Here is a 22,491-nt window from a genome sequence, read left to right as displayed (position 1 = left end):
CGGCCTTGCCGGCGGGATGCAGGGCCGTTCTACGTTTTATTAGCCGCCTTGTGCTGCACCCCGGCTGCACCGCGCCGCGCTGCAGCATGCAACTTCCCTGCCGCGCTGACAGCTGCGCGACAGGCCCTTGTTCAGGCAGGAGGGTAGAATTCAGCTCTCCTGCGCCTTCGAGACCCACACAGCCGATGTCCACCGACGACTTCAAACAGGCCGCCCTCGACTATCACCGCCAGCAGCCGGCCGGCAAGATCAAGGTCACCGCGACCAAGCCGATGCTGACCCAGCGCGATCTGTCGCTGGCGTATTCGCCGGGCGTGGCCTTCGCCTGCGAGGCGATCGTCGAAGAACCCGCCCAGGCCAGCGAGCTCACCGCGCGCGGCAATCTGGTGGCGGTCATCACCAACGGCACCGCCGTGCTGGGCCTGGGCAACATCGGCCCGCTGGCCTCCAAGCCGGTGATGGAAGGCAAGGGCGTGCTGTTCCAGAAGTTCGCCGGCATCGACGTGTTCGATATCGAAATCAACGAGAACGACCCGGACAAGCTGGTGGACATCATCGCCAGCCTGGAGCCGACCTTCGGCGGCATCAACCTGGAAGACATCAAGGCGCCGGAATGCTTCATCGTCGAGCGCAAGCTGCGCGAACGCATGAACATCCCGGTGTTCCATGACGACCAGCACGGCACCGCGATCATCGTCGGCGCCGCCGTGCTCAATGCGCTGGTGGTCACCGGCAAGAAGATCGAAGAGGTCAAGCTGGCCACCACCGGCATGGGCGCGGCCGGTATTTCCTGCGTCAACATGCTGGTCTCGCTGGGCTTGAAGCCGGAGAACATCCTGGCGCTGGACCGCGACGGGGTGATCCATACCGGCCGCACCGACCTGGACCCGGACAAGCAGCGTTACGCGCGCGACACCGACAAGCGCACCCTGGCCGAGATCGTCGAAGGCGCGGACATTTTCCTGGGCCTGTCGGCTGCCGGCATCCTCAAGCCGGAGATGGTCGCCAGCATGGCGCGCCAGCCGGTGATCTTCGCACTGGCCAACCCCAACCCGGAGATCACCCCGGAAGCGGCCAAGGCGGTGCGCCCGGATTGCATCATCGGCACCGGCCGGTCGGACTATCCGAACCAGATCAACAACGTGCTGTGCTTCCCGTACCTGTTCCGCGGCGCGCTGGACGTGGGCGCCACCGGCATCAACGAGGAAATGAAGATCGCCTGCGTCAAGGCGATTGCGGCGATGGCGCGGCGCGAGGCCTCCGACCTGGGCGCAGCCTACGGCGGCGAGACCCCGAGCTTCGGCCCGGAATACCTGATTCCGCGTCCGCTGGACCCGCGCCTGCTGGTGGAGTTGTCGTCTGCCGTTGCGCAGGCGGCGATGGATTCGGGCGTGGCCACGCGCCCGATCACCGACATGGAAGCCTACCGCGACAGGCTCAGCCAGTTCGTCTACCGCACCAGCCTGATGATGAAGCCGGTCTACGACCGCGCCCGCGCCGACAAGCAGCGCGTGGTGTATGCCGAAGGCGAAGAAGAAGTGGTGCTGCGCGCGGTGCAGAACGTGGTCGACGAAGGCCTGGCCTTCCCGATCCTGATCGGCCGCCCGGACGTGATCGAAGCGCGCATCGAACGCATGGGCCTGCGCCTGACCGCGGGCGTGGACTTCGAGATCACCAACATCCTCGACGACCCCCGCTTCAACGAATACTGGCAGTACTACCACGCGCTCACCGAGCGTCGCGGCGTGACCGTCACTGCCGCCAAGGAGTTGATGCGCTCGCGTCCGACCCTGATCGCCGCGGTGATGGTGGCGCGTGGCGAGGCCGATGCGATGCTGTCCGGCGTGGTTGGCCGCTTCCACAAGAAGCTGGGCTACGCGCGCAGCGTGATCCCGCTGGAACCGCGGGTGAGCTCCACCTCGGCGATGACCGGTGTGATCAACCAGCTGGGTGTGTTCTTCTTCCTGGACACGCATGTGCAGGAAGACCCCACCGTCGAGCAAGTGGTGGAAGCCACGCTGCAGGCGGCATATCGCCTCAAATTGTTCGGCATCGAACCCAACATCGCGCTGCTGTCCCATTCCAACTTCGGTAGCCACGACTCGCGCGACGCACTGAAGATGCGCCAGGTGCGCGAAGCCCTGCTCAAGCGCAAGCCCGAGCTCAACATCGACGGCGAAATGCAGGGCGACACCGCCTGGGACGAAGCGCTGCGCAAGCAGATCATGCCCAACAGCACGCTCAAGGGCCGTGCCAACCTGTTCGTGCTGCCGAACTTGGAAGCGGCCAACATCGCCTACAACCTGGTGCGCGTGTTCACCGACGGCGTGGCAATCGGCCCGATCCTGATGGGTATCTCCAAGCCCGTGCACATCCTCACCACCAGCGCCACCTCGCGCCGCGTGATGAACATGACCGCCATCGCGGCGGTGGACGCACAGATCCGCCGGCAGCGCGATGCCGAGAAGAACGCTGCCGAAAAGAGCGGTAGCTAAGAAGCGAAAAGCTAAGAAGCGCACTAGCCGAAAAGCGCAGTAACCGAAAAACCGCGGTAGTCGAAAAGCATAACGGCTAAGAGTTGCTGCGCTGCTTAAAGCCCCTCTCCCCCCGGGAGAGGGGTTGGGGAGAGGGTACGGTTCACCAGACCTGCCGACCTTGCAGTGGGGCCTAGCCCCGCAGCAGTCGTGCACATCCGCTGTGTGCGTCCGCATCAGTCCACCTGCCCATCAACAGCAGTGCGACCGCAGATTTCGATAAAAGCCCTCTTCAACGCAGCGCAGGCTCCACCCCCAGCAGTTCGATCTCCGCCAGCTGCACCTTCGCCGGCGCACTGAAGCGCAGCCGATATTCGGCATACGCACCAGGCGTGGCAATACGAAACGGCCGCGTCTGCAACGGCCATTCGAACGTCTCCTCACCGCGCTGGTCGATGACCTTCCACGCGCCATCAGCCGTACGTGCTTGCAAGGTCCATCCACTTGCCGCAAGTGCCGCATTGCCATTGGTCAGCGTGTAGAGCGTTGGCGTGCCGCGCGCAATGCCGCTAAGCGTCAGTGTCGATGTCGCTGCAATTGCAGCGACCGTCCCCGCATCGTCGTCATGCAACGCAACCACATCGCCACCATCGGCCAGCGTGATGCGCGCCGTGTTTCCAAGCAAATCCCGCAACGGGGCAGGGCGCTCCCCCGCAGGGGTCAACGACGGCGGCATTTCATCCGGGCCGCTGCCCCAGCGCGAAGGCGCCGGCCCCATCTCGAAGTCCAGCCTGGCACCGTCGGCAATGGCCGCATGCGGCAGCCAGCTCTTGCGCCAGGGTGTGCCGTTGACCTTCAGCGATTGCACATAGACGTTCTGCGGCGAATTCTGCGGCGCATCGACTACCAGCGTCCCGCCATTGGGCAACCGCACGCTGGCATGCTTGAACAACGGCGAGCCGATCACGTACTCCGGCGCGCCCATGCGCAACGGATACAGCCCCAGCGCGGCGAACAGATACCACGCCGACATTTCGCCATTGTCTTCGTCGCCGGCGTAGCCCTGGCCGATCTCGCTGCCCAGATACAGGCGCGCCAGGATCTCGCGGGTGAGCCGCTGCGTTTTCCACGGCTGCCCGGCATACAGATACATCCACGGAATGTGGTGCGCGGTCTGATTGCTGTGCGCGTACATGCCCATGCGCACATCGCGCGCCTCGGTCATCTCGTGAATGGTGTCGCCATAGGAGCCTGCAAAGCGGGCTTCTGCGGTTTCCGGCGTGGCAAAAAACGTATCCAGCTTCGCGGCCAATGCCGCGCGTCCACCGTACAGCGCAGCCAGGCCTTCGCCATCGTGCGGCGCGGTGAACGCAAACGTCCAGCCGCTGGATTCGGTGTAATCGTTGCCCCATACGCGCGGGTCGTACTGTGCCGCAGCCACGCGCCACGCACCATCGGGTGTGCGGCCCTGGAAAAAGCCGACTGCCGGATCGAACAACGCCGCATACCCGGCCGCGCGGTGACGGAAATACAACGCCTCGGTCGCATAACGCTCGCGCGCTGCCGCCGTCGTGGCCTGGTTGGACAACCCATCGGCCATGGCGGCGATGCCGAAGTCGTTGAGCGCACCTTCCATCGACCACGACATGCCTTCGTGCGTGTCGGTATCGGTGTAGCCGCGGAAGGTCGAACGCGCCATGCCCTTGCGCCCGACATGCCGGTCCGGCGCGACCACCGTGGCATTCTTCAGCGCGGCGGCATACGCCTCGGCCGGGTCGAAGCCGGTCACTCCCTTTCGCCACGCATCGGCAAACGCCACGTCGGAGCTGGTGCCCACCATCAGGTCTGCATACCCCGGCGATGACCACCGCGCGATCCATCCGCCCGCGCGCGACTGCTCCACAAACCCCTGCACCAAGGCACCGGCGTCATCGGATGCAAACAACGCATACGCCGGCCAGGCCGTACGAAACGTATCCCACAGCCCGTTGTTGACGTATACCCGGCCATCGCGGATCGGTGCGAAGCTGCGCACCGCGCTGCCGTCGATGTTGTTGTCCGACCAACTGTTCTGGCTGGCGTAGCGCCAATCCGGCGCAGTCGCAGTGCCCACGTTTTCATGCGCCGAGTTCGGGTACAGGTATAGCCGGTACAGATTGGAATACAGCGTGGTCTTCTGGTCGGCAGTGGCATCGGGCACGTCGAAGCGACCCAGTAACGTGTCCCAGGCGTCCTGCGCGCGCATGGCAACCTGCTCGACGCTCGCGTGCGGTGCGATTTCCAGCGCCAGGTTGTGCCTGGCCTGATCCAGCGAAATCAGCGAGGTGGCGATGCGCATCTGCACCTGTCGTGCGCTGCCGGCGTCGAACTTGATCCAGCCGGTCGGGCGCCCGGTGTCGATCGCACCGCTGCTGTGCCAGGGCGTATCGAAGCTGGCGTAGATGTACATGCGCGTGGCACCCGTCGATAGCCCGCTACGCACATCGGTGTAACCGGAGAGGGTCTGCGTTGCCGCATCCAGGCGTAGCCCGCCGCGCGCATCCACGTTGTCGAACAGTAGATTGGCATCGCCCCGCGCCGGGAAGCGAAAGCGGAACAGCGCCGCATGATCGGTCGGCGCGATCTCCGCATGGATGCCGTTATCCAGCTTCACGGCGTAGCGATAGGGGCGGGCACTTTCGGCGTCATGCGAAAACCCCAGCGCGCGTTTGCTGCGATCGGCTTCCGGCACCCCGGCAGTGAGCGAAGGCATCACCTGAAAGGTCTGCCGGTCGCCCATCCACGGGCTGGGCTGATGGCTGAGCGACAGCGCCTGCAGACGCGGCCGGTTATCGGTGCCGTTGCGTTCGTTCCAGCGATACAGCCAGGTCAGCGTTCCCGCATCGGTCACCGGCGTCCAGAAGTTGAACCCATGCGGCAGAGCCGTTGCCGGGAAATTGTTGCCACGCGAAAACGTACCATTGGACTGCGTGCCGCGCGTGGTCAGCACCCAATCCGATGGCCGCGCCGGCGGAGTCAGCGGTACCTCGGCAATGGAGATATCGTCGACCCAGCCGGCTGCGCTCGCGCCCGCAGGCGGCGCCACATCCAGTTCGATCGCCACGACGCGCCGCCCGCGCAACCCGGCCACGTCCCCCAATCGCACCTGCTTGCGCGCCCACTGTTGCGGATACAACGTCTTCGACTGACCTTGCGCAAGCGCGCCCATCGCCACGCCTTGCTGGTCCCGCGCAGAGGTAGCGGACAATCGCGTGCCATTGTCGAAGACCAGATCCAGCGACACATAGGTCGAAGCAACATGATCGGCGCCGATGCTTTCCGGAAGCACCATCCACGACAGCGTGGTGTCCGCACCGATCAGGAGGTCAACGCTGAACAGCGTGCGTCGGCCGTCTGCATCGCCGCCGTGATAGCGCAACGCATGCACGCCGCTGTAGCCGGCATTGGGCCTGGCTGCGTAGGGCGCCGCTGGTCCGGCGCCGACATTGACCTTGAGGCGCTGCGCAGCGTCCATCGCCGGACTGGGCTCTTCTGGCTCGAACGACGTAGCGAACCCGGATTCTGTGCTCGCCTTGGTCGTGAGAGGCTGCAAGGCAAGCATTGAAGCGAGCAGGCTTGCTTGTGCGATGGTCAATCGGATCACGTTGTGCAGATTCCTGAGCGATGGAGTAGCGGCGGATGGGTGACAGCGGGGGATGAAATGCGGACTAGACAGCAGCGTGTTCCCGCCGTTGCCGAAGTCGAGGAATTCGATGCTGGCCAAAGACGTTCAAACAGACAAGCGAGCTGGGCCTGTTGCTGATATGCAGCGTCGTCATCGCTGTGGATTTACCGGTACCTTCGCAATCGGGGACTTCATTTCGCTTTTTGATAGGCCGAAGAAGGTATTTGCCAGACAAAGCGCCTCGGTAAACGATCACACGGCAATCCCCTGCCGACCTGCCGTTTAAAGCTTTCGCCGAATCGCGGAAACTCGATTGACAAGCTCGACCTTTACGCCAAAATCCAGTTACCACATTTAAATGGTAATGCGCATGGAGAGCACGATTAACAACGATCAGATGGATCTTGTCGCGGTATCCGGCCGCATCAAATCTGCGCGTGCGGCACTTGGTCTGTCGCAGGGTAGCCTGGCCGCCCGCCTTGGTGTGCATCGCGCCACGATTGCGCATTGGGAACGTGAGAGTGGCTTTGTTCCGAGTGTCGAGCATCTGCGCTCGCTAAGCCGTGAGCTCCAGGTGGGCTTCGAGTGGCTGGCGGTTGGTGGCATTGCTGATGAGGCCAAACCGAAGCCGTCCAGTACCTTACCGAGTTCACGCCGCGATCTTGAGGCGCGCCTGCTTGAGCTCTCACGCCATGCCCCGGTGTCCTTTCTCTCGACGGTCATTGCGCTACTGGAGAGTGCCAGCATTTTCATGGAGTGATCCCCGCCTGCTCGGCGGTGGCGCGGCAACCATGTGTCTTGGAAGCGATGTGGCACCAGACTGGCTTGGGTATGGAGGTGCTGGCAGTAAGCCGGCACCCGTGTCGCATTGAGGCGACATGGGTGGCAAACCATGCCAGGTTTGCCACACCCAAGCGCTTGTATCGCCTTCAGGTGGCGAGCCTAATAAAGGCCGAGTCAGGGAAGCTCGGTCCGCCGGAGACCCAGGCCCCGTTGCCATCGCCCGTTGCTCGTTGCCAAGGATCGTAGCGTGCTCGAATCCATCTCCATCGCGTTCCACCGGGTCGTAGCACTGATCCTGCCGTCCTCCGTGCTGGCGATTGCGCTTTTCAATCGCCATGCCGCGCGCGGCACAATGTGCGGCAATGCGGAATGAGCCAGGGCCTGTTCCGCGAGGAGGTGTTGCAGGCTCGCCGTACCAGTTGGCTGGGCGGCATATCATTGGTGCAACCGTTGCAGTCATGGGTGGTTGCAAGCGTGGCTGCGATTGTGGCGACAGCGGTGGTTGCATACCTGTGCATTGGCACCTACACGCACCGGTCCACGGTGACCGGCCAACTGGTACCAACTAAAGGCCTGGCTACGGTGATTGCGCCCGCCACCGGGGTTGTCACCAGGCTAGACGTTAGCGAAGGCCAACGAGTCGAGGCCGGACAGATCCTGGGTGTCGTGACGGTTCCGCGCGCGACGCTGGCCAGTGGCGATACCGAGCTTGCCTTGCAGCGCCATCTGCATCAGCGCGGGGATGGCTTGAAGGCATCTGAACAGGCACAGCTGCAGCAGTTGGATGCGCAGGAGCAGGGCTTGCGCGCGCAGTTGTCCAATATCCAGCAGGAATTGGTGCAGGTGAACGGGAAAGTCGCTACACGTCGCAGCCAGATCGCCCTCGCCAATGAAGTGCTGCAACGTTGGCGCCAGTTGCAGGATGACAAGTACGTCAGCGTGTTGCAGATCAGGCAGCAGGAATCCAGCGCGCTGGAATACACCAGCCAGCTGCAGGCGTTGCAGCGGCAAGCCACCGAAATGCGACGCAACGCCGCGCAGATCGAACAACAATTGCGTGTATTGCCGGGGCAGCGCGGGGGGGTGCAGGCCGACTATCGCCGTGATGCGGCGACGGTGGAACAGGAGCAGGTGCAAACCCAGGCCAATGGCGCGTTGGTGCTGACGGCACCTGTGGCAGGGGTGGTGGCGACGCAGATGGCAAAACCGGGGCAAGCGATCCAAGGCGGGCAACCACTGCTGAGCGTGGTGCCGGGGGATGGGCGCCTGGAAGCCGAATTGCTTGTGCCCAGCCGTGCCGTTGGCTTTGTCGCTCCAGGGGACACGGTATTGCTGCGCTATCAGGCATTCCCGTATCAGAAGTTTGGTCACCAGCAAGGTCGCCTGAGCCAGGTTAGCCGCGGCGTGCTCGTTGGGAGTGCATCGGGTCCGTTGATCGGGAATGCCGGGCAGGGGGAACCGTGTTACCGCGTCACTGTTGCCCTGGGGCGGCAAAGCGTCATGGCCTACGGCAAGCCCCAGATGCTCAAGCCAGGAATGCTGTTGCAAGCCGACATCATTGGAGAACGGAGAAGGCTAATCGAGTGGGTTTTTGAGCCATTGTTGACACTCGGCAAGTGATCTATCCCAGTGATGGATGAGCATTAGGCATGATAAATCTTTCAGAGCTGCTCTAGTAATTTTGACAAATTCTGAAATCCCTGGAGATCAATGAGGATTGGTGGAATGGACTTGGGAGTCGCTGTGTTGATTAATAGCATTGTAGGCAGGGATGAATAGTTTTGGGGGGGTTGCCCCGATAGCTGGCACATGGCTAATGTGCAATAACCAAGGTGCTAATACTCTGTTGGATCTGACAGATAATGATATCGAGCTGATTTCTGCAGGTGTCGGTTGGAAGGACGTTTTAGCGATTGGTGATGCAGTCATCGATTTTGGCCAAGTTTTTGCTAAAGGCTGGAACGAATCTAAAGCACATCCACTCACTTAACTTTACTGCAAGATTTCTAATAGGGAGATGTAGTCATGAGTGAATTTGCACTAGTGGAAATATCCGAAGAAGAAACTGCTATGGTAAGCGGGTGTGGTGTCTTTAGTGCGATTGGAGAATTTGCCGGTAACGCAGCACACTGGGCCTGGGAAAACGGTGCGGCCATCAATGATGGTTATGTTCGTGGCGAGCGATTTTAATTTTTAACGCGATATCGCCGGGCTATAACGTCCGGCGATATCAGTGTTAGATGCGAGCATGCAAATGTTTTTTTTTAGAAAATTGCTACCTTTAATTTTTATATTAAGTGCCCCTGTTACTTATTTCTTCTTCGGCTCGGTTGATTCTGGTAAATATAAGTTTGGATTATTTTTATTATATGTGGTCGTCTACCCTTTTCTTGAGACAGTTATGTACCAATTTATCACCCAAGAGCTAGTGTTGCGATTTGGATGGGGTGCGAAAATTTCTATTGCAGTTTCGTGGGTTGTCTTCCTACTGGCGCATACTGGGGGGGGGGTCAGAGTGGTGGTTCCTGGATTGATTGGGGGCGGAATTCTCGCTTTCACGTATGGGCTGACCAGGCGTTGGGGGCGTGGGAATGCGTTCATTTCAACTCTTCTGTTGCACGCCACCTGGAATTGTTGCGCTATTATTTTTATTAATTTTTCTAGCGGAATTAAATGAAGTCAATTATCCGCCAGGTTGAGGCTGCTGAATGTGCGCTGGCTTCATTGGCGATTATTATATCTATACATGGCGGGCGGACTCAGCTATCAGAGTTGCGTCGCCGGTTTCCATTATCGCTTAAGGGCGCCAGACTCAATCACCTGATCGCTATGGCCCAGCAACTCGGCTTTGCGACCCGCCCACTGCGGTTGGGTATGGAGAACCTGAGCCAGCTCCAGCTACCGTGCATCCTGCATTGGGATCTCAATCACTTCGTCGTCCTGGCAAAGGTCGGCAAGGCCAAGGTGACGATTCTTGACCCCGCTATCGGTGAGCGGATCTTGTCGCTTGATGAAGTATCAAGATCCTTTACCGGCGTTGCGTTGGAGCTCACGCCAACTGCGGAGTTCAAACCACAAAAGACTGCGCCTCCCTTCTCTGTGCGCCAGCTCACTGGCCAGATCCGCGGGCTGTGGGGCGCGCTCTCACAGATACTGCTGTTGTCTGCCGCGCTGCAGATCTTTGTGATTTTGGCGCCGTTCTACATGCAGTGGGTGGTGGATCAGGTATTGGTGTCGGCCGACCGCGATCTTTTGGTAGTGGTTGGTTTCGGCTTTGGTCTGGCGTTGTTGTTGCAGATCGGCATTGGTCTACTCCGTGGATGGGCAGTGGTGTATTTGTCTTCCAGGCTGGGGCTACAGTGGATGGGAAACGTGTTTGCCCATCTGATTAAGCTGCCGCTGGATTTCTTTGAAAAACGCCATCTGGGCGATATCACCTCGCGGATGTCGTCGGTACAGACGATTCAGCGCACGCTGACGACCAGTTTCGTCGAGTCCATCATCGATGGACTAATGGCAGTAGTCACGCTGGGATTCATGCTGATCTACAGCTGGAAGCTGGCCTTGGTAACATTAGTGGTGGTCACGCTGTATCTGACCATTCGAGCGGTTGCATATCGTCCGGTGCGTGACCGCACCGAGCAGCAACTAGTCGCTGCCGCCAAGCAGCAGACGCATCTGCTGGAATCGTTACGCGGAATGCAGAGTTTGAAAATAGCCGGCGAAGAATCGCAGCGTCGCTCTGCCTATGAGAATCTGCTCAACGACACCGTCAATCAGGACGTGAGGTTGGCCCGGATGGGGCTGGGGTTCAGCACGGCCAGTCAAGTGGTTTTTGGCCTCGAACGTATCGCAGTGATCTGGATCGGGGCCACCCTGGCGCTGGATAACGTGTTCTCGGTAGGCATGTTGGTTGCCTACTTGGCCTACAAGGATCAGTTTGCCATGCGGGTGAGCGGGCTGATCGACAAGTGGATAGAATTCCGAATGCTGCGCCTGCATGGTGAACGGCTGGCCGATATCGTGCTGACGCAGCCTGAAAACGATCACGCGCTGCCGGAGACGCTGCCACCGGCGGAGCTGCGGATCGAGTTGCAAGGGCTGTCGTTTCGGTACGCAGAAGGTGAGCCCTGGATACTCAAGGAGTGCAGTTTCAGCATTCAGGCCGGTGAATCGGTAGCGATCGTCGGCCCGTCCGGTTGTGGCAAGACCACGTTGTTGAAGCTGTTGCTTGGTCTACTGCAGCCGACCGAAGGCGTCATCCGCATCGGCGGTCATGACCTGCATAAGATCGGCCCGCGGAATGTGCGCGCGATCGTGGGTGCGGTGATGCAGGACGACCAGTTGCTCGCCGGGAGCATTGCCGACAACATCAGTTTCTTCGACCAGGATTTCGATCTTGAGCGTATCGAGTCGGCAGCGCGGCTGGCAGCGGTCAATGAGGATATCGCTGCAATGCCGATGGGTTATCACGGATTGATTGGCGACATGGGCAGCTCGCTGTCTGGCGGCCAGAAACAGCGGATCATCCTGGCACGTGCGCTATACCGTCAGCCGAAGTTGCTGTTTCTGGATGAAGCCACCAGTCACCTCGACGTGATGCGTGAGCGACTGGTCAATGAGGCGGTCAAGCGGCTGAAGGTAACCAAGGTGATCGTGGCGCATCGACCGGAGACCATTGCCAGCGCAGATCGGGTGATCGTGCTTGAGCAAGGGCGCGTGGTACAGGAGTTCCGTCCCCACGCGGCGCTGTCGGACGTGCTTCCCGCTCGAGATATCGAACACGCATATGGTCATGCTGTTATATAACCCTCCAGAACTCGCTGGTCGGGGAGGTTGACGTGGAGCAGGCACAATGAGGAGGGCGATGTGTTTCAGGAGCGCCGTGGTAGCGGCCAGCATGCTGCTGGCGGGCTGCGCGAGTGACGATTGGGGGACGGCAGGCGCCTCGTCCGCGCCTGCCGATTGCCTGGTGGGCAATGACGATGGCCCGGTGGCGCCGGCCGGTGCAACGGGTGCGCGCAGCCTGCGCGACTCACGCTGCGATCCCTCCAAGCAAGCGGAGTCCACCGGCATGCGTGCCGATCCGATCAAGCCGAACTTTGGCAAGCGGAACGAGTGAAGCGCCAAGCGGCGTGCTTCGACATCGATCGGTGCCGCAGCCGCTCTCGAAACGGCTAGCGCTGCTAGAATACCGGCCGTTCCCCCCGCCTGCGATGTACGCCATGAGCCAGACCGCCACCGCGCCCGCCAATGCGCAAACGCGTTACACCGTGCACCGCGGCGACCTGCCGCTGAGCTGCCCGACCCCGCAGATGGCGTTGTGGAACTCGCATCCGCGCGTGTACCTGCCGATCGAAGACGAACCCAACTGCGAAGCCAAGTGCCCGTATTGCGGCGCGCTCTTCGTTCTCGCTGACTGATCCTGGCCGGATGCACCGCCTGACCGTGGTGCAACTGCTGCCGGCGCTGCAGTCCGGCGGCGTCGAGCGCTCCACCCTGGAAATCGCCGCCGCGCTGGTGCGGGCCGGCCATCGCGCGGTGGTCGTTTCGGCCGGTGGGCGCTTGGTGCAACCGTTGCTGGATGCCGGCGGCGAACACCTCACCCTGGATATCGGCCGCAAGTCGCTGCTGACGCTGCGCCATGTAGTCGGTTTGCGCCGCTTGTTCGCCGAACTCGGAGCCGACATCGTGCATGCACGTTCGCGGCTGCCGGCCTGGCTGGGGTGGTACGCATTGCGCGGCAAGCCCGCTGCCACGCGGCCGCGCTTGGTCACCACCGTGCACGGGCTCAATTCGCCCAGCCGCTACAGCGCGGTGATGACCTACGGCGAGCGGGTGATTTGCGTCTCGCAGACGGTGCGCGATTACGTCTGCACGCACTATCCGCAAACCGATCCCGCACGCTTGCGCACCATTGCGCGCGGGGTCGATATCGCCCAGTTTCCGCGCCGGCTGCAGCCCGACCGCCGCGCCCGCGCGTGGGCACAGACCCTGCTGCCAGGGCTGCCTGCCGATGCACCGTTGTTGCTGCTGCCGGGCCGCGGCACGCGCCTGAAGGGGCACGCCGACGGCCTGCAGCTGCTCGCCGACGTGCGTGCGGCGGGTACCCCGGCCTTCCTTTGGTTGCCGGGCGCGCGCGAGCCGGGGCGCGAAGCCTACGTGCGCGAACTGGAAGCGCAGGCGGCCCGCTTGGGCGTTGCCGACGCAGTCGCCTTTACCGAGCCCACCGCGCGCATTGCCGAGGCCTATGCCGCCAGCAACCTGGTGCTGCAGCTCTCGCGCAAGCCGGAAGCCTTCGGCCGCACCGTGGTGGAGGCGCTTTCGGTCGGTCGCCCGGTGCTGGGCTGGGCGCATGGCGGCGTCGGCGAATTGCTGGCCGAGTTGCAGCCCAGTGGTGCGGTTGCCGCCTTCGATACCCAGGCCTTGCGCACGCAGGCGCTGCAGTTGCTGCAGCAGGCGCCGGCAGCGCCGGCCGTGCTCCCCTACACGTTGCAGGCCATGCAAACGGCCACCTTGAAGGTCTATGACGAACTCCGCCACTGAGGCCCTTGCGCAGGCGCCCGTGTTGACGCCCGATGCCGGCCGCTGGGCACCGCTGTGGGTGATTCTGTTCGTGGCGCTTTGGCCCACGCCCGGCCTGGCAGAAACGGTGCTGTCCCTGGGCGCGCTATTTGCGACATATCGCTTGTTGCACGCGCGCTTTCGCGGCGGCACGCGCCTGCTCAGCGGAGCGGCATGGGCGCTGACCAGCGTGCTGTTCTTCGCGTATTGGCTGCCGCAGATGCTGTCGGCGTTCGATGCGGTGGACGTGGCGCGCGCGTTGCGCAAGTCGGCCAGCGATCTGCGCTATCTGCCTTTCATGTGGTTATGCGCCATCGCCGTGGCCAATGCGCAGCGCCGGCGCCGCACCTTTACCGGGCTGGCGGTGATCGGCGGGGTGTGGACGCTGGATGCGCTGCTGCAGGCCGTCTTCGGTACCAGCCCATTGTTCTTCGGTATGGATCAGATCAAGCAGCTGATCAGCGGCCACGGCCTGTGCACGGCCCAGGAGCTGGCGCTGGTGGACCGGCTGAGCGGCGTGTTGGGGCCGTGCAACCTCAAGTTCGGGCAGACCCTGGCCAGCCTGTCGCCGTTCCTGTTGCTGGCGCTGGGGCGGCGTAACGCCTGGGCCTGGGCTGGTGCGGCGGCGGCGGTCGGTATCGTGCTGGTGTTGGCGGGCTCGCGCGCATCGTGGATCACCTACGCGGTGATCGTGCTGCTGTCGGGCTGGCAGTTATTGGGTGGGCGCCGTCTGCTGGGGGTTGCGCTGATCGGTGCGCTGCTGGCCGTTGCGGTGGCGGCGGCGGCGCCACAGGCGCGCGAGCGCATCCAGCGCACCACGCTGGCGTTCGGCAATGGCCAGCAAGGTGTCGACCAGGCCTTGTCCGGGCGTGCCCAGATCTGGGGCGCGGCGCTGTGCATGATCCGCGCGCATCCGCTCAACGGCGTCGGCGCGCGCGGGTTCCGGCAGGCCTACCCGGCCTGCAACCCGGCGCCCGATCAGGCGCCGGCGTGGGGCGACGGGCCGGCCTTTCATGCGCACCAGATCGTGCTGGAAATCCTGGCCGAAACCGGCGTGATCGGTTTGCTGTTGTGGCTGGCCGGCGCGGCGCAGGCGTGGCGCGCCTGGCGCTATTCAAGCGTGGTGGCGCGTGAGCAGGCGCGTCCGGCAATGATTGCGCTGGTGGCGACGGTGTTCCCGCTCAACACGCATCTGGCGTTCTATTCCAGTTTCTGGGGCGGGCTGAGTCTGATGCTGGCCGGGCTATATGCCGGCGCCTTGCTCAACGACGATGCGGATCGGTCAGCGCCGCCGTAATGCGCCGCGTGCTGTCAGTCGGCATGTCGTAAGTCTTCGCGTGCTGAACCGCGATGCCCCGATGCCTGCGGCACGCATTCGCCCAACCGAGATCAGCGATAGAACGCGCTGCGCCCGCCCGGCTGGCGCTTGAAGCGCCGATGGATCCACAGGTACTGGTCCGGCGCTTCGCGCACCATGTCCTCGATCGCCGCATTGACCTGGGTGGTATCGGCGATCACATCGTCTGATGGAATGCCTGCCAGCGGCGGTGCGATCTTGAGGATGTAACGGCCGCCTTCGCGGCGATGGAAGTACGGCACCACCGCGCAGCCGGTCAGCCGCGCCAGCTGGTGCGTGGCCGTGATGGTGGAGGCCGGGTGCCCGAAAAATGGCACGAACACGGTGTCCTTGCCGCGCATGTCCTGATCCGGCGCGTACCACAGGAACCCCCCGCGCTTGAGGTGCTTGATGGTGGCGCGCAGGTCTTCGTTGGCGAACATGTGCGTGGCATAGCGCAAGCGTCCACGCTTGACCGCCCACTCGAACACCGGGTTGCGGTGCTTGCGGTACATGCCTGCCAGCGGCACGTGGTCGCACAGCAGCCGACCGCACATTTCCAGCGTCATGAAGTGGCCGGACACCAGCAGCACGCCGCGCTTTTGTTCCTGCAGCTGCTGCAGCTGTTCCAGGCCTTCGATCTGCACGCCCGGGCGAATGGCCTCGATACTGCCCCACCAGGCACGTGCGAATTCGAACAAGCCCACGCCCAGCGCGTCGAAACTGTCGCGCAACAGCCGCGCTCGCCAGGCATCGTCCTGCTCGGGGAAGCACAGCTTGAGGTTGACCTCGGCCGCGCGCCGACGCGTGCCTGCCACGCGCATCGCGGTCCAGCCAACGCCACGGCCGATTGCGCGTTGCAGCGTCCAGGGCAGGCGCCCGGCCAGCACCATCACCGCAAGGCCCAGATACATCGGCCAATGCTTGGGGTTGCGCAGGGAAGGGCGGATGGCGACGTTGGCGGACTCGGACATGCGCCAATTCTAAGGGATTGCGCCCAGTGGGCAGCGTGCACATGCGCACGCACGAACGCTCCCGTATCCTGCACGGATGCGGAAAGACCCGATCGAATGGCTGTTGCGCGGGCTGTACTCGGCGCTGCTCTACCTGTTGTTGCCGGTCACGGTGTATCACCTGGTGTGGCGCGGCTTTCGTGTGCGCGAATACTTCAATCGCTGGAACGAGCGCTATGCCTCCTACACGCATGCCTGCGGGCGTCCGCGGGTGTGGGTGCACGCGGTGTCGGTGGGCGAGGTCAATGCGGCTGCGCCGCTGGTCAATGCCTTGCGTGCGCAGCGCCCGGATATCCGCTGGGTCATCACCACCATCACGCCCACCGGATCGGAGCGCGTGCGCGCGGTGTGGGGAGATGCGGTGGACCATGTGTACCTGCCGTACGACGTGCCTGGCAGCGTCGGTCGGTTCCTGGAACATTTTCGGCCGCGGTTGGCGCTGATTCTGGAAACCGAGCTATGGCCGAACATGTTGTTCGGTTGTCGTGATCGCCAGATTCCGCTGTACATCCTCAACGCACGCTTGTCGGCGCGCTCGCTGCGTGGCTACCGCGTGCTGGCGCCCTTGATCAGCCGCGCGCTGCGCACGGTGACCTGCGTGGCGGCGCAGTCGCAGGACGATGCCGAGCGATTCGTCACCTTGGGCGCGCGCCCGGATCAGGTGATCGCATTGGGTAATCTCAAATTCGATATCGCCGCGCCGGCACAATTGCAGGCGCTGGTTGCGCAATTTCGCACCCACGTGCCGGCCACACGCCCGGTGTGGATTGCCGCCAGCACGCACGAAGGCGAAGAGGCCGCAGTTGCCGATATCCACGCGCGCTTGTTGATGCAGTTTCCTGATGTGTTGTTGCTGTGGGCGCCGCGCCATCCCGAGCGCTTTCCAAAGGTGGAGGCCTTGTCGCGCGAGCGCAGCTGGCGGGTTGCCACCCGCAAGGCGCAACAATGGCCGCAGGCACACGACAAGGTGTTCGTCATCGACACCCTGGGCGAGCTGATGAGCTTCTATGCATGCGCGCAGGTGGCCTTCGTTGGCGGCAGCCTGCAACCGATCGGCGGCCACAATCTGCTCGAGCCAGCCGCTGTCGGGACACCGGCGATCACTGGCCCGCATCTGCATAATTTCTCGGAAATTTCGCGGCGCATGCGCGAAGCCGATGCGGTCGCCATCTGCGAGGACGCCGATGGCGTGTACCAGGATCTGGCGCGCCTGCTCGGCGACCCCGCACAACGCGAGGCGATGGCCGCCGCAGGCCTGGCACTGGTCGCCAACGGCAAGGGCGCAGTGGCCCGCACGCTGGTGCAGATCGCAGCGGATCTGCCGCCGGTGGTGACTGAGACTGTGCCGTCTTGAAAGATGTCTTCGCGTGCGCGCGGCGTCGTTGCAGAGCACCCGTTGCAGGCCTGCCAGGTTAGATCATCAAGCGGGCTTGGAGCGACTGAAAAAACCTGACGATCGCGTGGTGGTGGTGGCCGCTTTTCACGTCAGCTGATGAGTTCCAAGCCGCGTTAGTCGCGTGCGCGCTGCCCTCACCGCCCGCGGGACACGCCGTTAACCCGTCCATGGGGACCGTTGGCGGCATCCATGCCGCCAACGGTCCCGCAATCGGTGAGGACACCGCACCAGGCACTTTACTGGTGCCTCCATTGAAGAACGGAATCGGTGCACCAGGCAGCTTGCAGGCTATTTGATTGAAAGCTCTGCGCACCGACCAACTTGACCGGTCCTTGCCCGCTCACCATTGCGGGACCTTGAGCGGCATGGATGCCGCGCCAGAGCTACAAGGACGTACTTGCAGCGAAGCCACAGATCACTCGCTCTGCAACCGACGCGCTCATAGCGTCCAAGCCCCTCGCAAGCCAGTCGAAACTCACTGCCTGACGAATCGCATGCAAAAAGGCGGGCCTGAGCCCGCCTTGTGCGTTACATCTCAGGTCGTCTTACTGCAGCGAGCCGCTGCGCTGAAGCTTGGACTCGGCATCCTGCGACAGCAGGCGATTGACGTCCTGCAGGTCGGCGATGTCGAGCTTGCCGATGGCCTGGCCCAGCAGCAGACGGTTCTGCAGGAAGGTGTAGCGCGATTGCGCGTAATCCAGTTGCGCCTGGAACAGCGTGCGCTGGTTTTGCACCAGGTCCAACACCGTCCGCGTACCCACTTCCAGGCCGATCTGCGAGGCGTCGTACGCGGCCTGAGCAGACACCACGGCCAGGCGCCGCGCTTCCACTTCACTGATGCCGGCCACCACGGTCTGATAGGCATTGCGCGTGTTGCGGTCCAGCGCGCGCTTCTGCTGCTCGTAGGTGTCCTGCTGGATGTCGCGACGCGACAACGCCTGGCGCACGGCAGATTGGGTGGCACCGCCGGCAAAGATTGGTACCGAGACCGTGAAGCCGATCGAGTCAGAGTCGATGTTGCGCCCCTGGGTAGTGAATAGGCCGGCTTCCGCGTTCGAGGTACCCCAGCTATTGCTACGCCCGATGCTCCCGTTCAGATTTATCGTGGGCAGGTGGCCTGCGCGCGCGGCATTGACCTGCGCCTCGGCAGCGCTCACCTGCAGTTGCTGGGCCTTGAGTTCCGGGTTGTCGGCGATGGCGGTGGCGACCAATTGATCGACATTGCTGTAGGCGGCCGGCACTTCGGGGCGGAAACTCTCCGGCAAAGCGCGCAGGGCCGTTACCGGCTGGCCGGTGAGTTCGGTCAGCGCCTGATAGTAATCCTTCAGCAGGTTGCGCGCATTGATGGTGTCGGCGCGTGCCTGATCGTACTGGGCACGCGCTTCATGCACGTCGGTGATCGGCGCCAGACCGACCTCCAGACGCTTGTCGGCGAAGTCGAACTGCTTCTTGGCCGCCGCTTCGTTGGTCTCCGCCGCCGCCAGCGATTCGATACCGACCAACACCTGGAAGTACGCCGCCGAGGTGCGGGTGATCAGGTCGTTGTTGGCCGATTGCAGGGTGAAATCCGCTGCCTTGGCGACGTCGCGCTGCGCGCGCAGGTTGGAGAACTGCGCCCAGTTGAAAATGGTCTGGCTGCCCTGGATCTGCTGGGAGCGCGAGGAGTTGGTGATGCGACCAGGCACCCCTTCGATCTCACGATGCGCCTTGCTGTAGTCCGCCTGTCCATTGAGCTGCGGCAACAACGCCGCACGCGCCTGCACCTGACCTTCCCGATTGACCAGCCGCGTGGACTCGGCCACGGCCAGCTGCGGATCGCCGTTGCGGGCCATTTCGTAGACCTGCAGCAGGTCGGTGGCATTTGCTGCCATCGGAGACAGGGCGGCGGCCAGGGCCAGAACGAGGGATCGGCGGATCATCGGGGAAGCTTCCTTGGGAATCAAAATTGGAATCGGGGCGTCGGTGCGGCGCCCTGGAGATAGGCGAGGTCGGTTTCGAACAACGATTCGATGCGCGGGGCGTTGACGTCGCCACCCACCAAGACCGCTTCCATCACCGGTTCGTGACCGCGCACGACAAACAGCCGGCCGTTCGGGCGCAACCACTGCAGCCACTGGACGGGGAGGGTGTCGACCGCGCCGGTCACGCAGATGGCATCGAAACGGCGCTCGCTCTGCCAGCCGAACACGTCGGCGGTTTCGATACGGACATTGCTGCCCAGGCCGGTGCGGTCCAGATTGGCGCGCGCGGCGGCCGCCAGCGCCGGGTCGATCTCCAGGCTCACGACGTCGCGCGCCAGCGCGGCCAGGCAGGCGGTGGCAAAGCCGCTGCCGGTGCCCACTTCCAGCACGTCTTCGCCCGGCTGCAGATCCAGCGCCTGCAACATGCGGCCTTCGATGACCGGCTTCATCATCTTGTGACCGGCCGACAGCGGAATTTCCACATCCACATAGGCCAGGGTCTTGTAAGCCTCCGGCACGAAGGCTTCGCGCGGCATGCGCGCCAGCACATCGAGCACGCGCAGGTCCAGCACGTCCCACGGCCGGATCTGCTGCTCGACCATCTTTTCGCGGGCCTGGGTGAAATCGATCGTCATGGTGCGGTTATCCATCGCGGTGGGGCGAACATTTTACCGGTGCGCGAGGCGCCTGGCGCATCTAGCATCGCCGCGCGTGGCCAACCGGCGCAGTGCCGGAAGTCATCGCCACCAACGTCTCGGTGCGATCAGCGCGGCGCATACGCTCTCAAAAAGAAATCCACGCTGGCCTGAATGTGCTCGTCCACCTGCGCGCGGGTGGGCTGGCCGTGCAGGCCGCACATCATCAGCGCATACAGCTCGCCTTTGAGCAGGCAGAAAAACTGCGAGGCAGCGCGCGGAAGCTCGGGGATCTCCAACTGTCCATCGGCGACCCGCGCCGACAGAAAATCCGCCAATGCCAGTTGGGTCCGCTTGGGGCCGGCTTCCCAAAACATTTCGCGCACATGCATGTCGCCAGTGCCTGGCGCCATCATCATGCGATGCGTGGAAATGGCCGACTCGGTGCTGACCATGGCAAAGAATGCATGGGCAATTTCGACCAACTGGTCGCGCAGCGCACCCTCGGGAGCGTGATCGAACAGGTCGTCCGGCATCATCTGCTGGCATTGTGCACGGATCGCCTCGGAAAACAGGCTCTCTTTGTCGCCAAAATGGCTATAGACGGTCAGTTTGGAGACGCCGGCCTGCGCGGCGATCCCATCCATGCTGACCCCGGCATAGCCCTGCTCCATGAACATGGTGCGGGCGGCGCCCAGGATGGCGGCGCGTTTCCCAAGGTCCTTGGGGCGCCCAGGGCCGTTGCTCTTGGCCTTGGACTTGAGGGGGGACGAACTGGACATGCCGCCAATACTAGACCATCGGGTTCTATATTTATACTCGGCGTCCATCCGTTGCGTTAACGATTCCGTCTAGTTGGCTCCCGGTGTCATGGCACGCCCGGCAGCTGTCAGGGAGCCACCGAAGGCAGCGCAAAAACCCCGGTAATAGATTTGCCGCAGGCCTGTCGGTGCATACCGGCAGGTATTGTCAGCGAACATGGACGAGGGGACGGGGAGCGCGGACAGGGTCGGGACGCATGCGCATACGGCTGCGTTCGCAGCACGTGCGTGCGGCATCTGGCGGTCAGCGCCTTGCTGCGGCGCGCCGATGGCGCGCTCTGGGTAGGCACGCCGCAGAGGCTGTACCGCATCGAGGCCGACGGGCGGCTGGTGGACGTCGGCCGCCAGGCCGGTGCCGCGTGCGCGCATCACTGCATTGTCGGCCGATGACGGGGGCGATCTGTGGGTCGGCACCGGAGTCGGCCTGTACCGCCTGCCGCACGATGGCGCGTAGCCTTGGGCAGGGCCCACGGGATGGGCGATGCGTCGGTGCGGCGGCTGGCCCGCGACCGGCAGGGCGGGCTGCTGGTCGCGCGCGACGACGGCGTGTGGTGGTGGAGCCGTGGCGGCGGCCTGCAGCGCTTCCGGCAGGCCGGCGCGTGGATTCGCTGTTGCTGGACCGGCGCGGACATCTGTGGACGAGCCTGTCGTCGGGAATGTTGGTGATGCTCAGCGGCCCGCGCGACCCGGACGAGCAGATCGCCATTTCCGAGGTCGCCAGCCCGGCGCTGCTGGACGATGCCGAAGGCCTGATCTGGGTCGGCAGCACACACGGGCTGTTGCGGGTTGCCGAGGGCGCCGCGCACGGCGTGACCCACGACGACGGTCTGAGTTCGAACCATGTGCGGCGTGCTGCAGGCCGGCGACGGCACCGTGTGGGTGGGCAGCGCAGTGGGTCTGGACCGCTGGCGCGACAGCACCATCAGCCGCGTGTCGCTGTCGCCCAGCGAAGGTAGCCGCGTGGTCGAACAATCGGTGCTGGCGCTGGCCGATGCAGGCGACGGCGGTGTCTGGGCCGGCACCTACAGCCAGGGCGTGGTGCGTCTGGATGCGCAAGGCCGCGTGCTGGTGCGCATCGGTGCGGCCGATGGCCTGCCGTCGATGTCGGTGCGCGCGGTATTGCCGGATGGCGACGATCCGTGGATCGGCACCACTGCCGGGCTGGTGCCTGGCGCAACGGCAAGGCGCGCCGCTACACCGCTGCCGACGGTGTACCGGACGGCTCGGTGCAGGGGCTGTACCGCGATGCGCAGGGCATCGTGTGGATCGGCACCGATCGCGGCATGACCGCGCTGCCGCCGGGCGGTAGCACGCGCGCCTGGCTGGGGCAGCCGGATTTCCCCGGGCAGAACGCGTTCGATTTCCTGCGCGATGCCAGCGGCGATGTGTGGATTGCCAGCGATCGCGGCCTGCTGCGTTTGCGCGGCGACAGTTTCCGCGTCTACGACCACCGGGTCGGGCTGCCGCGCGACAAGGAATTCCTGCTGGCGGTCACCGGCCTGGATGCGGCACAGGCACGCGCACTGTGCGAGCGGATGCGGCAACGGCCTGCCGCAATCGATATCGATGCTCATGGTGCCAACGTGCTGTGCACCGCCAGCATGGGCATGGCGATGAGCGACGAAGCGCCAAGCCGACGCGAACTGCTGGCGTTGGCGGATCGTCGCCTGTATCAGGCCAAGCGGCAGGGGCGGGATCGGTTGGTGGGGCCGTAACGGGGCGCGTTGCTGCGGTGGCGCGAATGCCGTGGCGGTGGGTGGCGTGCTGCGCACGCTGTTGAGGTGACTTCGTCTGCGACAGCAGACAAAGACTGGGATCAAACATCTAGTCGATCGAACCGGCGT

General features: G+C 63.5%; 19 protein-coding genes and 1 pseudogene. 15 read left to right on the top strand and 5 right to left on the bottom strand.

All coding sequences use genetic code 11. From position 1 onward, the window contains the following. The first annotated feature begins 185 nt into the window (after positions 1-185). On the top strand, positions 186-2,495 hold the full coding sequence (locus A7D16_RS01725; RefSeq protein ID WP_064629259.1) for an NADP-dependent malic enzyme: 2,310 nt from the start codon (positions 186-188) through the stop codon (positions 2,493-2,495). A 271-nt stretch (positions 2,496-2,766) separates the two neighbouring features. Here A7D16_RS01725 and A7D16_RS01720 read toward each other — a convergent pair whose 3' ends face one another. Further along, entirely contained in the window at positions 2,767-5,988 is a 3,222-nt protein-coding gene (locus A7D16_RS01720; protein ID WP_239686928.1) for a GH92 family glycosyl hydrolase, read from the bottom strand. Between the two features lie 520 nt (positions 5,989-6,508). Between A7D16_RS01720 and A7D16_RS01715 the strand changes: the two genes are divergently transcribed. From A7D16_RS01715 to A7D16_RS01685, 11 genes are all read left to right on the top strand, one after another. After that, the gene (locus tag A7D16_RS01715; protein WP_239686927.1) at positions 6,509-6,898 is read left to right on the top strand and encodes a helix-turn-helix transcriptional regulator; all 390 of its coding nucleotides are present in this window, start codon (positions 6,509-6,511) and stop codon (positions 6,896-6,898) included. Positions 6,899-7,168: 270 nt separating this feature from the next. Further along, positions 7,169-7,294 carry a hypothetical protein gene (locus A7D16_RS24225; RefSeq protein ID WP_258872258.1) on the top strand — a complete coding sequence of 42 codons (126 nt, stop codon included), beginning with the start codon at positions 7,169-7,171 and terminating at the stop codon, positions 7,292-7,294. Next, positions 7,291-8,541 carry an HlyD family secretion protein gene (locus A7D16_RS01710; protein WP_064629255.1) on the top strand — a complete coding sequence of 417 codons (1,251 nt, stop codon included), beginning with the start codon at positions 7,291-7,293 and terminating at the stop codon, positions 8,539-8,541. Before A7D16_RS24225 ends, A7D16_RS01710 begins: the two co-directional genes overlap by 4 nt. Positions 8,542-8,692: 151 nt before the next feature. Then, positions 8,693-8,911 (top strand): hypothetical protein, encoded by a 219-nt coding sequence (locus A7D16_RS22820; protein ID WP_153043106.1) that lies wholly within the window; start codon positions 8,693-8,695, stop codon positions 8,909-8,911. A 35-nt stretch (positions 8,912-8,946) separates the two neighbouring features. Then, a complete protein-coding gene (locus A7D16_RS23435; RefSeq protein WP_161945006.1) occupies positions 8,947-9,111 on the top strand; it encodes a hypothetical protein in 165 nt (54 codons plus the stop codon). A gap of 58 nt (positions 9,112-9,169) precedes the next feature. Then, positions 9,170-9,598, top strand: coding sequence for a CPBP family glutamic-type intramembrane protease (locus A7D16_RS21030; protein ID WP_082925689.1), 429 nt, complete (start codon positions 9,170-9,172; stop codon positions 9,596-9,598). Continuing rightward, positions 9,595-11,730 carry a peptidase domain-containing ABC transporter gene (locus tag A7D16_RS01705; protein WP_064629252.1) on the top strand — a complete coding sequence of 712 codons (2,136 nt, stop codon included), beginning with the start codon at positions 9,595-9,597 and terminating at the stop codon, positions 11,728-11,730. Before A7D16_RS21030 ends, A7D16_RS01705 begins: the two co-directional genes overlap by 4 nt. 91 nt (positions 11,731-11,821) lie before the next feature. Further along, complete coding sequence (locus tag A7D16_RS01700; RefSeq protein ID WP_064629250.1) at positions 11,822-12,043, top strand: hypothetical protein; 222 nt, start codon at positions 11,822-11,824, stop codon at positions 12,041-12,043. Between the two features lie 103 nt (positions 12,044-12,146). Next, the gene (locus A7D16_RS01695) at positions 12,147-12,344 is read left to right on the top strand and encodes a zinc-finger domain-containing protein (protein WP_014504522.1); all 198 of its coding nucleotides are present in this window, start codon (positions 12,147-12,149) and stop codon (positions 12,342-12,344) included. 10 nt (positions 12,345-12,354) lie between these two features. After that, entirely contained in the window at positions 12,355-13,467 is a 1,113-nt protein-coding gene (locus tag A7D16_RS01690) for a glycosyltransferase (protein WP_064629248.1), read from the top strand. Then, on the top strand, positions 13,448-14,782 hold the full coding sequence (locus tag A7D16_RS01685; RefSeq protein ID WP_064629246.1) for an O-antigen ligase family protein: 1,335 nt from the start codon (positions 13,448-13,450) through the stop codon (positions 14,780-14,782). Before A7D16_RS01690 ends, A7D16_RS01685 begins: the two co-directional genes overlap by 20 nt. Positions 14,783-14,874: 92 nt before the next feature. Here the strand turns inward: A7D16_RS01685 and A7D16_RS01680 are convergent, their stop codons facing one another. Then, on the bottom strand, positions 14,875-15,795 hold the full coding sequence (locus A7D16_RS01680; protein ID WP_064629245.1) for an LpxL/LpxP family Kdo(2)-lipid IV(A) lauroyl/palmitoleoyl acyltransferase: 921 nt from the start codon (positions 15,793-15,795) through the stop codon (positions 14,875-14,877). A 76-nt stretch (positions 15,796-15,871) separates the two neighbouring features. On the opposite strand from A7D16_RS01680, the gene waaA reads away from it, so the two are divergent. Beyond that, complete coding sequence (gene waaA, locus A7D16_RS01675) at positions 15,872-17,188, top strand: lipid IV(A) 3-deoxy-D-manno-octulosonic acid transferase (RefSeq protein ID WP_064629243.1); 1,317 nt, start codon at positions 15,872-15,874, stop codon at positions 17,186-17,188. 587 nt (positions 17,189-17,775) lie between these two features. On the opposite strand, the gene A7D16_RS01670 is transcribed toward waaA, so the two are convergent. From A7D16_RS01670 to A7D16_RS01660, 3 genes are all read right to left on the bottom strand, one after another. Next, a complete protein-coding gene (locus A7D16_RS01670) occupies positions 17,776-19,149 on the bottom strand; it encodes a TolC family outer membrane protein (RefSeq protein ID WP_064629241.1) in 1,374 nt (457 codons plus the stop codon). Positions 19,150-19,169: 20 nt separating this feature from the next. Beyond that, positions 19,170-19,826 carry a protein-L-isoaspartate O-methyltransferase family protein gene (locus tag A7D16_RS01665; protein WP_064629312.1) on the bottom strand — a complete coding sequence of 219 codons (657 nt, stop codon included), beginning with the start codon at positions 19,824-19,826 and terminating at the stop codon, positions 19,170-19,172. Positions 19,827-19,954: 128 nt separating this feature from the next. Next, positions 19,955-20,608 carry a TetR/AcrR family transcriptional regulator gene (locus A7D16_RS01660; protein ID WP_064629239.1) on the bottom strand — a complete coding sequence of 218 codons (654 nt, stop codon included), beginning with the start codon at positions 20,606-20,608 and terminating at the stop codon, positions 19,955-19,957. A gap of 270 nt (positions 20,609-20,878) precedes the next feature. Here A7D16_RS01660 and A7D16_RS23940 point away from each other — a divergent pair. Next, a pseudogene (locus A7D16_RS23940) lies at positions 20,879-22,128 on the top strand (ligand-binding sensor domain-containing protein); the annotation flags it as partial. Continuing rightward, the gene (locus A7D16_RS24365) at positions 22,108-22,362 is read left to right on the top strand and encodes a GGDEF domain-containing protein (protein ID WP_374053782.1); all 255 of its coding nucleotides are present in this window, start codon (positions 22,108-22,110) and stop codon (positions 22,360-22,362) included. The pseudogene A7D16_RS23940 and the gene A7D16_RS24365, both read left to right, overlap by 21 nt. Positions 22,363-22,491 lie beyond the last annotated feature (129 nt).

The organism is Xanthomonas nasturtii (assembly GCF_001660815.1).
GTDB lineage: Bacteria > Pseudomonadota > Gammaproteobacteria > Xanthomonadales > Xanthomonadaceae > Xanthomonas > Xanthomonas nasturtii.
This window is presented reverse-complemented; position numbering and strand designations above follow the sequence as displayed.

Excerpts from the sequence above, each read along its gene's own strand:
- A7D16_RS01710 (WP_064629255.1), top strand. The coding sequence starts at position 7,291 with ATGAGCCAGGGCCTGTTCCGCGAGGAGGTGTTGCAGGCTCGCCGTACC.
- A7D16_RS01685 (WP_064629246.1), top strand. The coding sequence starts at position 13,448 with ATGACGAACTCCGCCACTGAGGCCCTTGCGCAGGCGCCCGTGTTGACG.
- A7D16_RS22820 (WP_153043106.1), top strand. The coding sequence starts at position 8,693 with ATGAATAGTTTTGGGGGGGTTGCCCCGATAGCTGGCACATGGCTAATG.
- A7D16_RS01695 (WP_014504522.1), top strand. The coding sequence starts at position 12,147 with ATGAGCCAGACCGCCACCGCGCCCGCCAATGCGCAAACGCGTTACACC.
- A7D16_RS01705 (WP_064629252.1), top strand. The coding sequence starts at position 9,595 with ATGAAGTCAATTATCCGCCAGGTTGAGGCTGCTGAATGTGCGCTGGCT.
- A7D16_RS01690 (WP_064629248.1), top strand. The coding sequence starts at position 12,355 with ATGCACCGCCTGACCGTGGTGCAACTGCTGCCGGCGCTGCAGTCCGGC.
- A7D16_RS01725 (WP_064629259.1), top strand. The coding sequence starts at position 186 with ATGTCCACCGACGACTTCAAACAGGCCGCCCTCGACTATCACCGCCAG.
- A7D16_RS01660 (WP_064629239.1), bottom strand. The coding sequence starts at position 20,608 with ATGTCCAGTTCGTCCCCCCTCAAGTCCAAGGCCAAGAGCAACGGCCCT.
- waaA (WP_064629243.1), top strand. The coding sequence starts at position 15,872 with ATGCGGAAAGACCCGATCGAATGGCTGTTGCGCGGGCTGTACTCGGCG.
- A7D16_RS01670 (WP_064629241.1), bottom strand. The coding sequence starts at position 19,149 with ATGATCCGCCGATCCCTCGTTCTGGCCCTGGCCGCCGCCCTGTCTCCG.
- A7D16_RS01720 (WP_239686928.1), bottom strand. The coding sequence starts at position 5,988 with ATGGACGCTGCGCAGCGCCTCAAGGTCAATGTCGGCGCCGGACCAGCG.
- A7D16_RS21030 (WP_082925689.1), top strand. The coding sequence starts at position 9,170 with ATGCAAATGTTTTTTTTTAGAAAATTGCTACCTTTAATTTTTATATTA.
- A7D16_RS01665 (WP_064629312.1), bottom strand. The coding sequence starts at position 19,826 with ATGACGATCGATTTCACCCAGGCCCGCGAAAAGATGGTCGAGCAGCAG.
- A7D16_RS01715 (WP_239686927.1), top strand. The coding sequence starts at position 6,509 with ATGGAGAGCACGATTAACAACGATCAGATGGATCTTGTCGCGGTATCC.
- A7D16_RS01700 (WP_064629250.1), top strand. The coding sequence starts at position 11,822 with ATGCTGCTGGCGGGCTGCGCGAGTGACGATTGGGGGACGGCAGGCGCC.
- A7D16_RS01680 (WP_064629245.1), bottom strand. The coding sequence starts at position 15,795 with ATGTCCGAGTCCGCCAACGTCGCCATCCGCCCTTCCCTGCGCAACCCC.
- A7D16_RS23435 (WP_161945006.1), top strand. The coding sequence starts at position 8,947 with ATGAGTGAATTTGCACTAGTGGAAATATCCGAAGAAGAAACTGCTATG.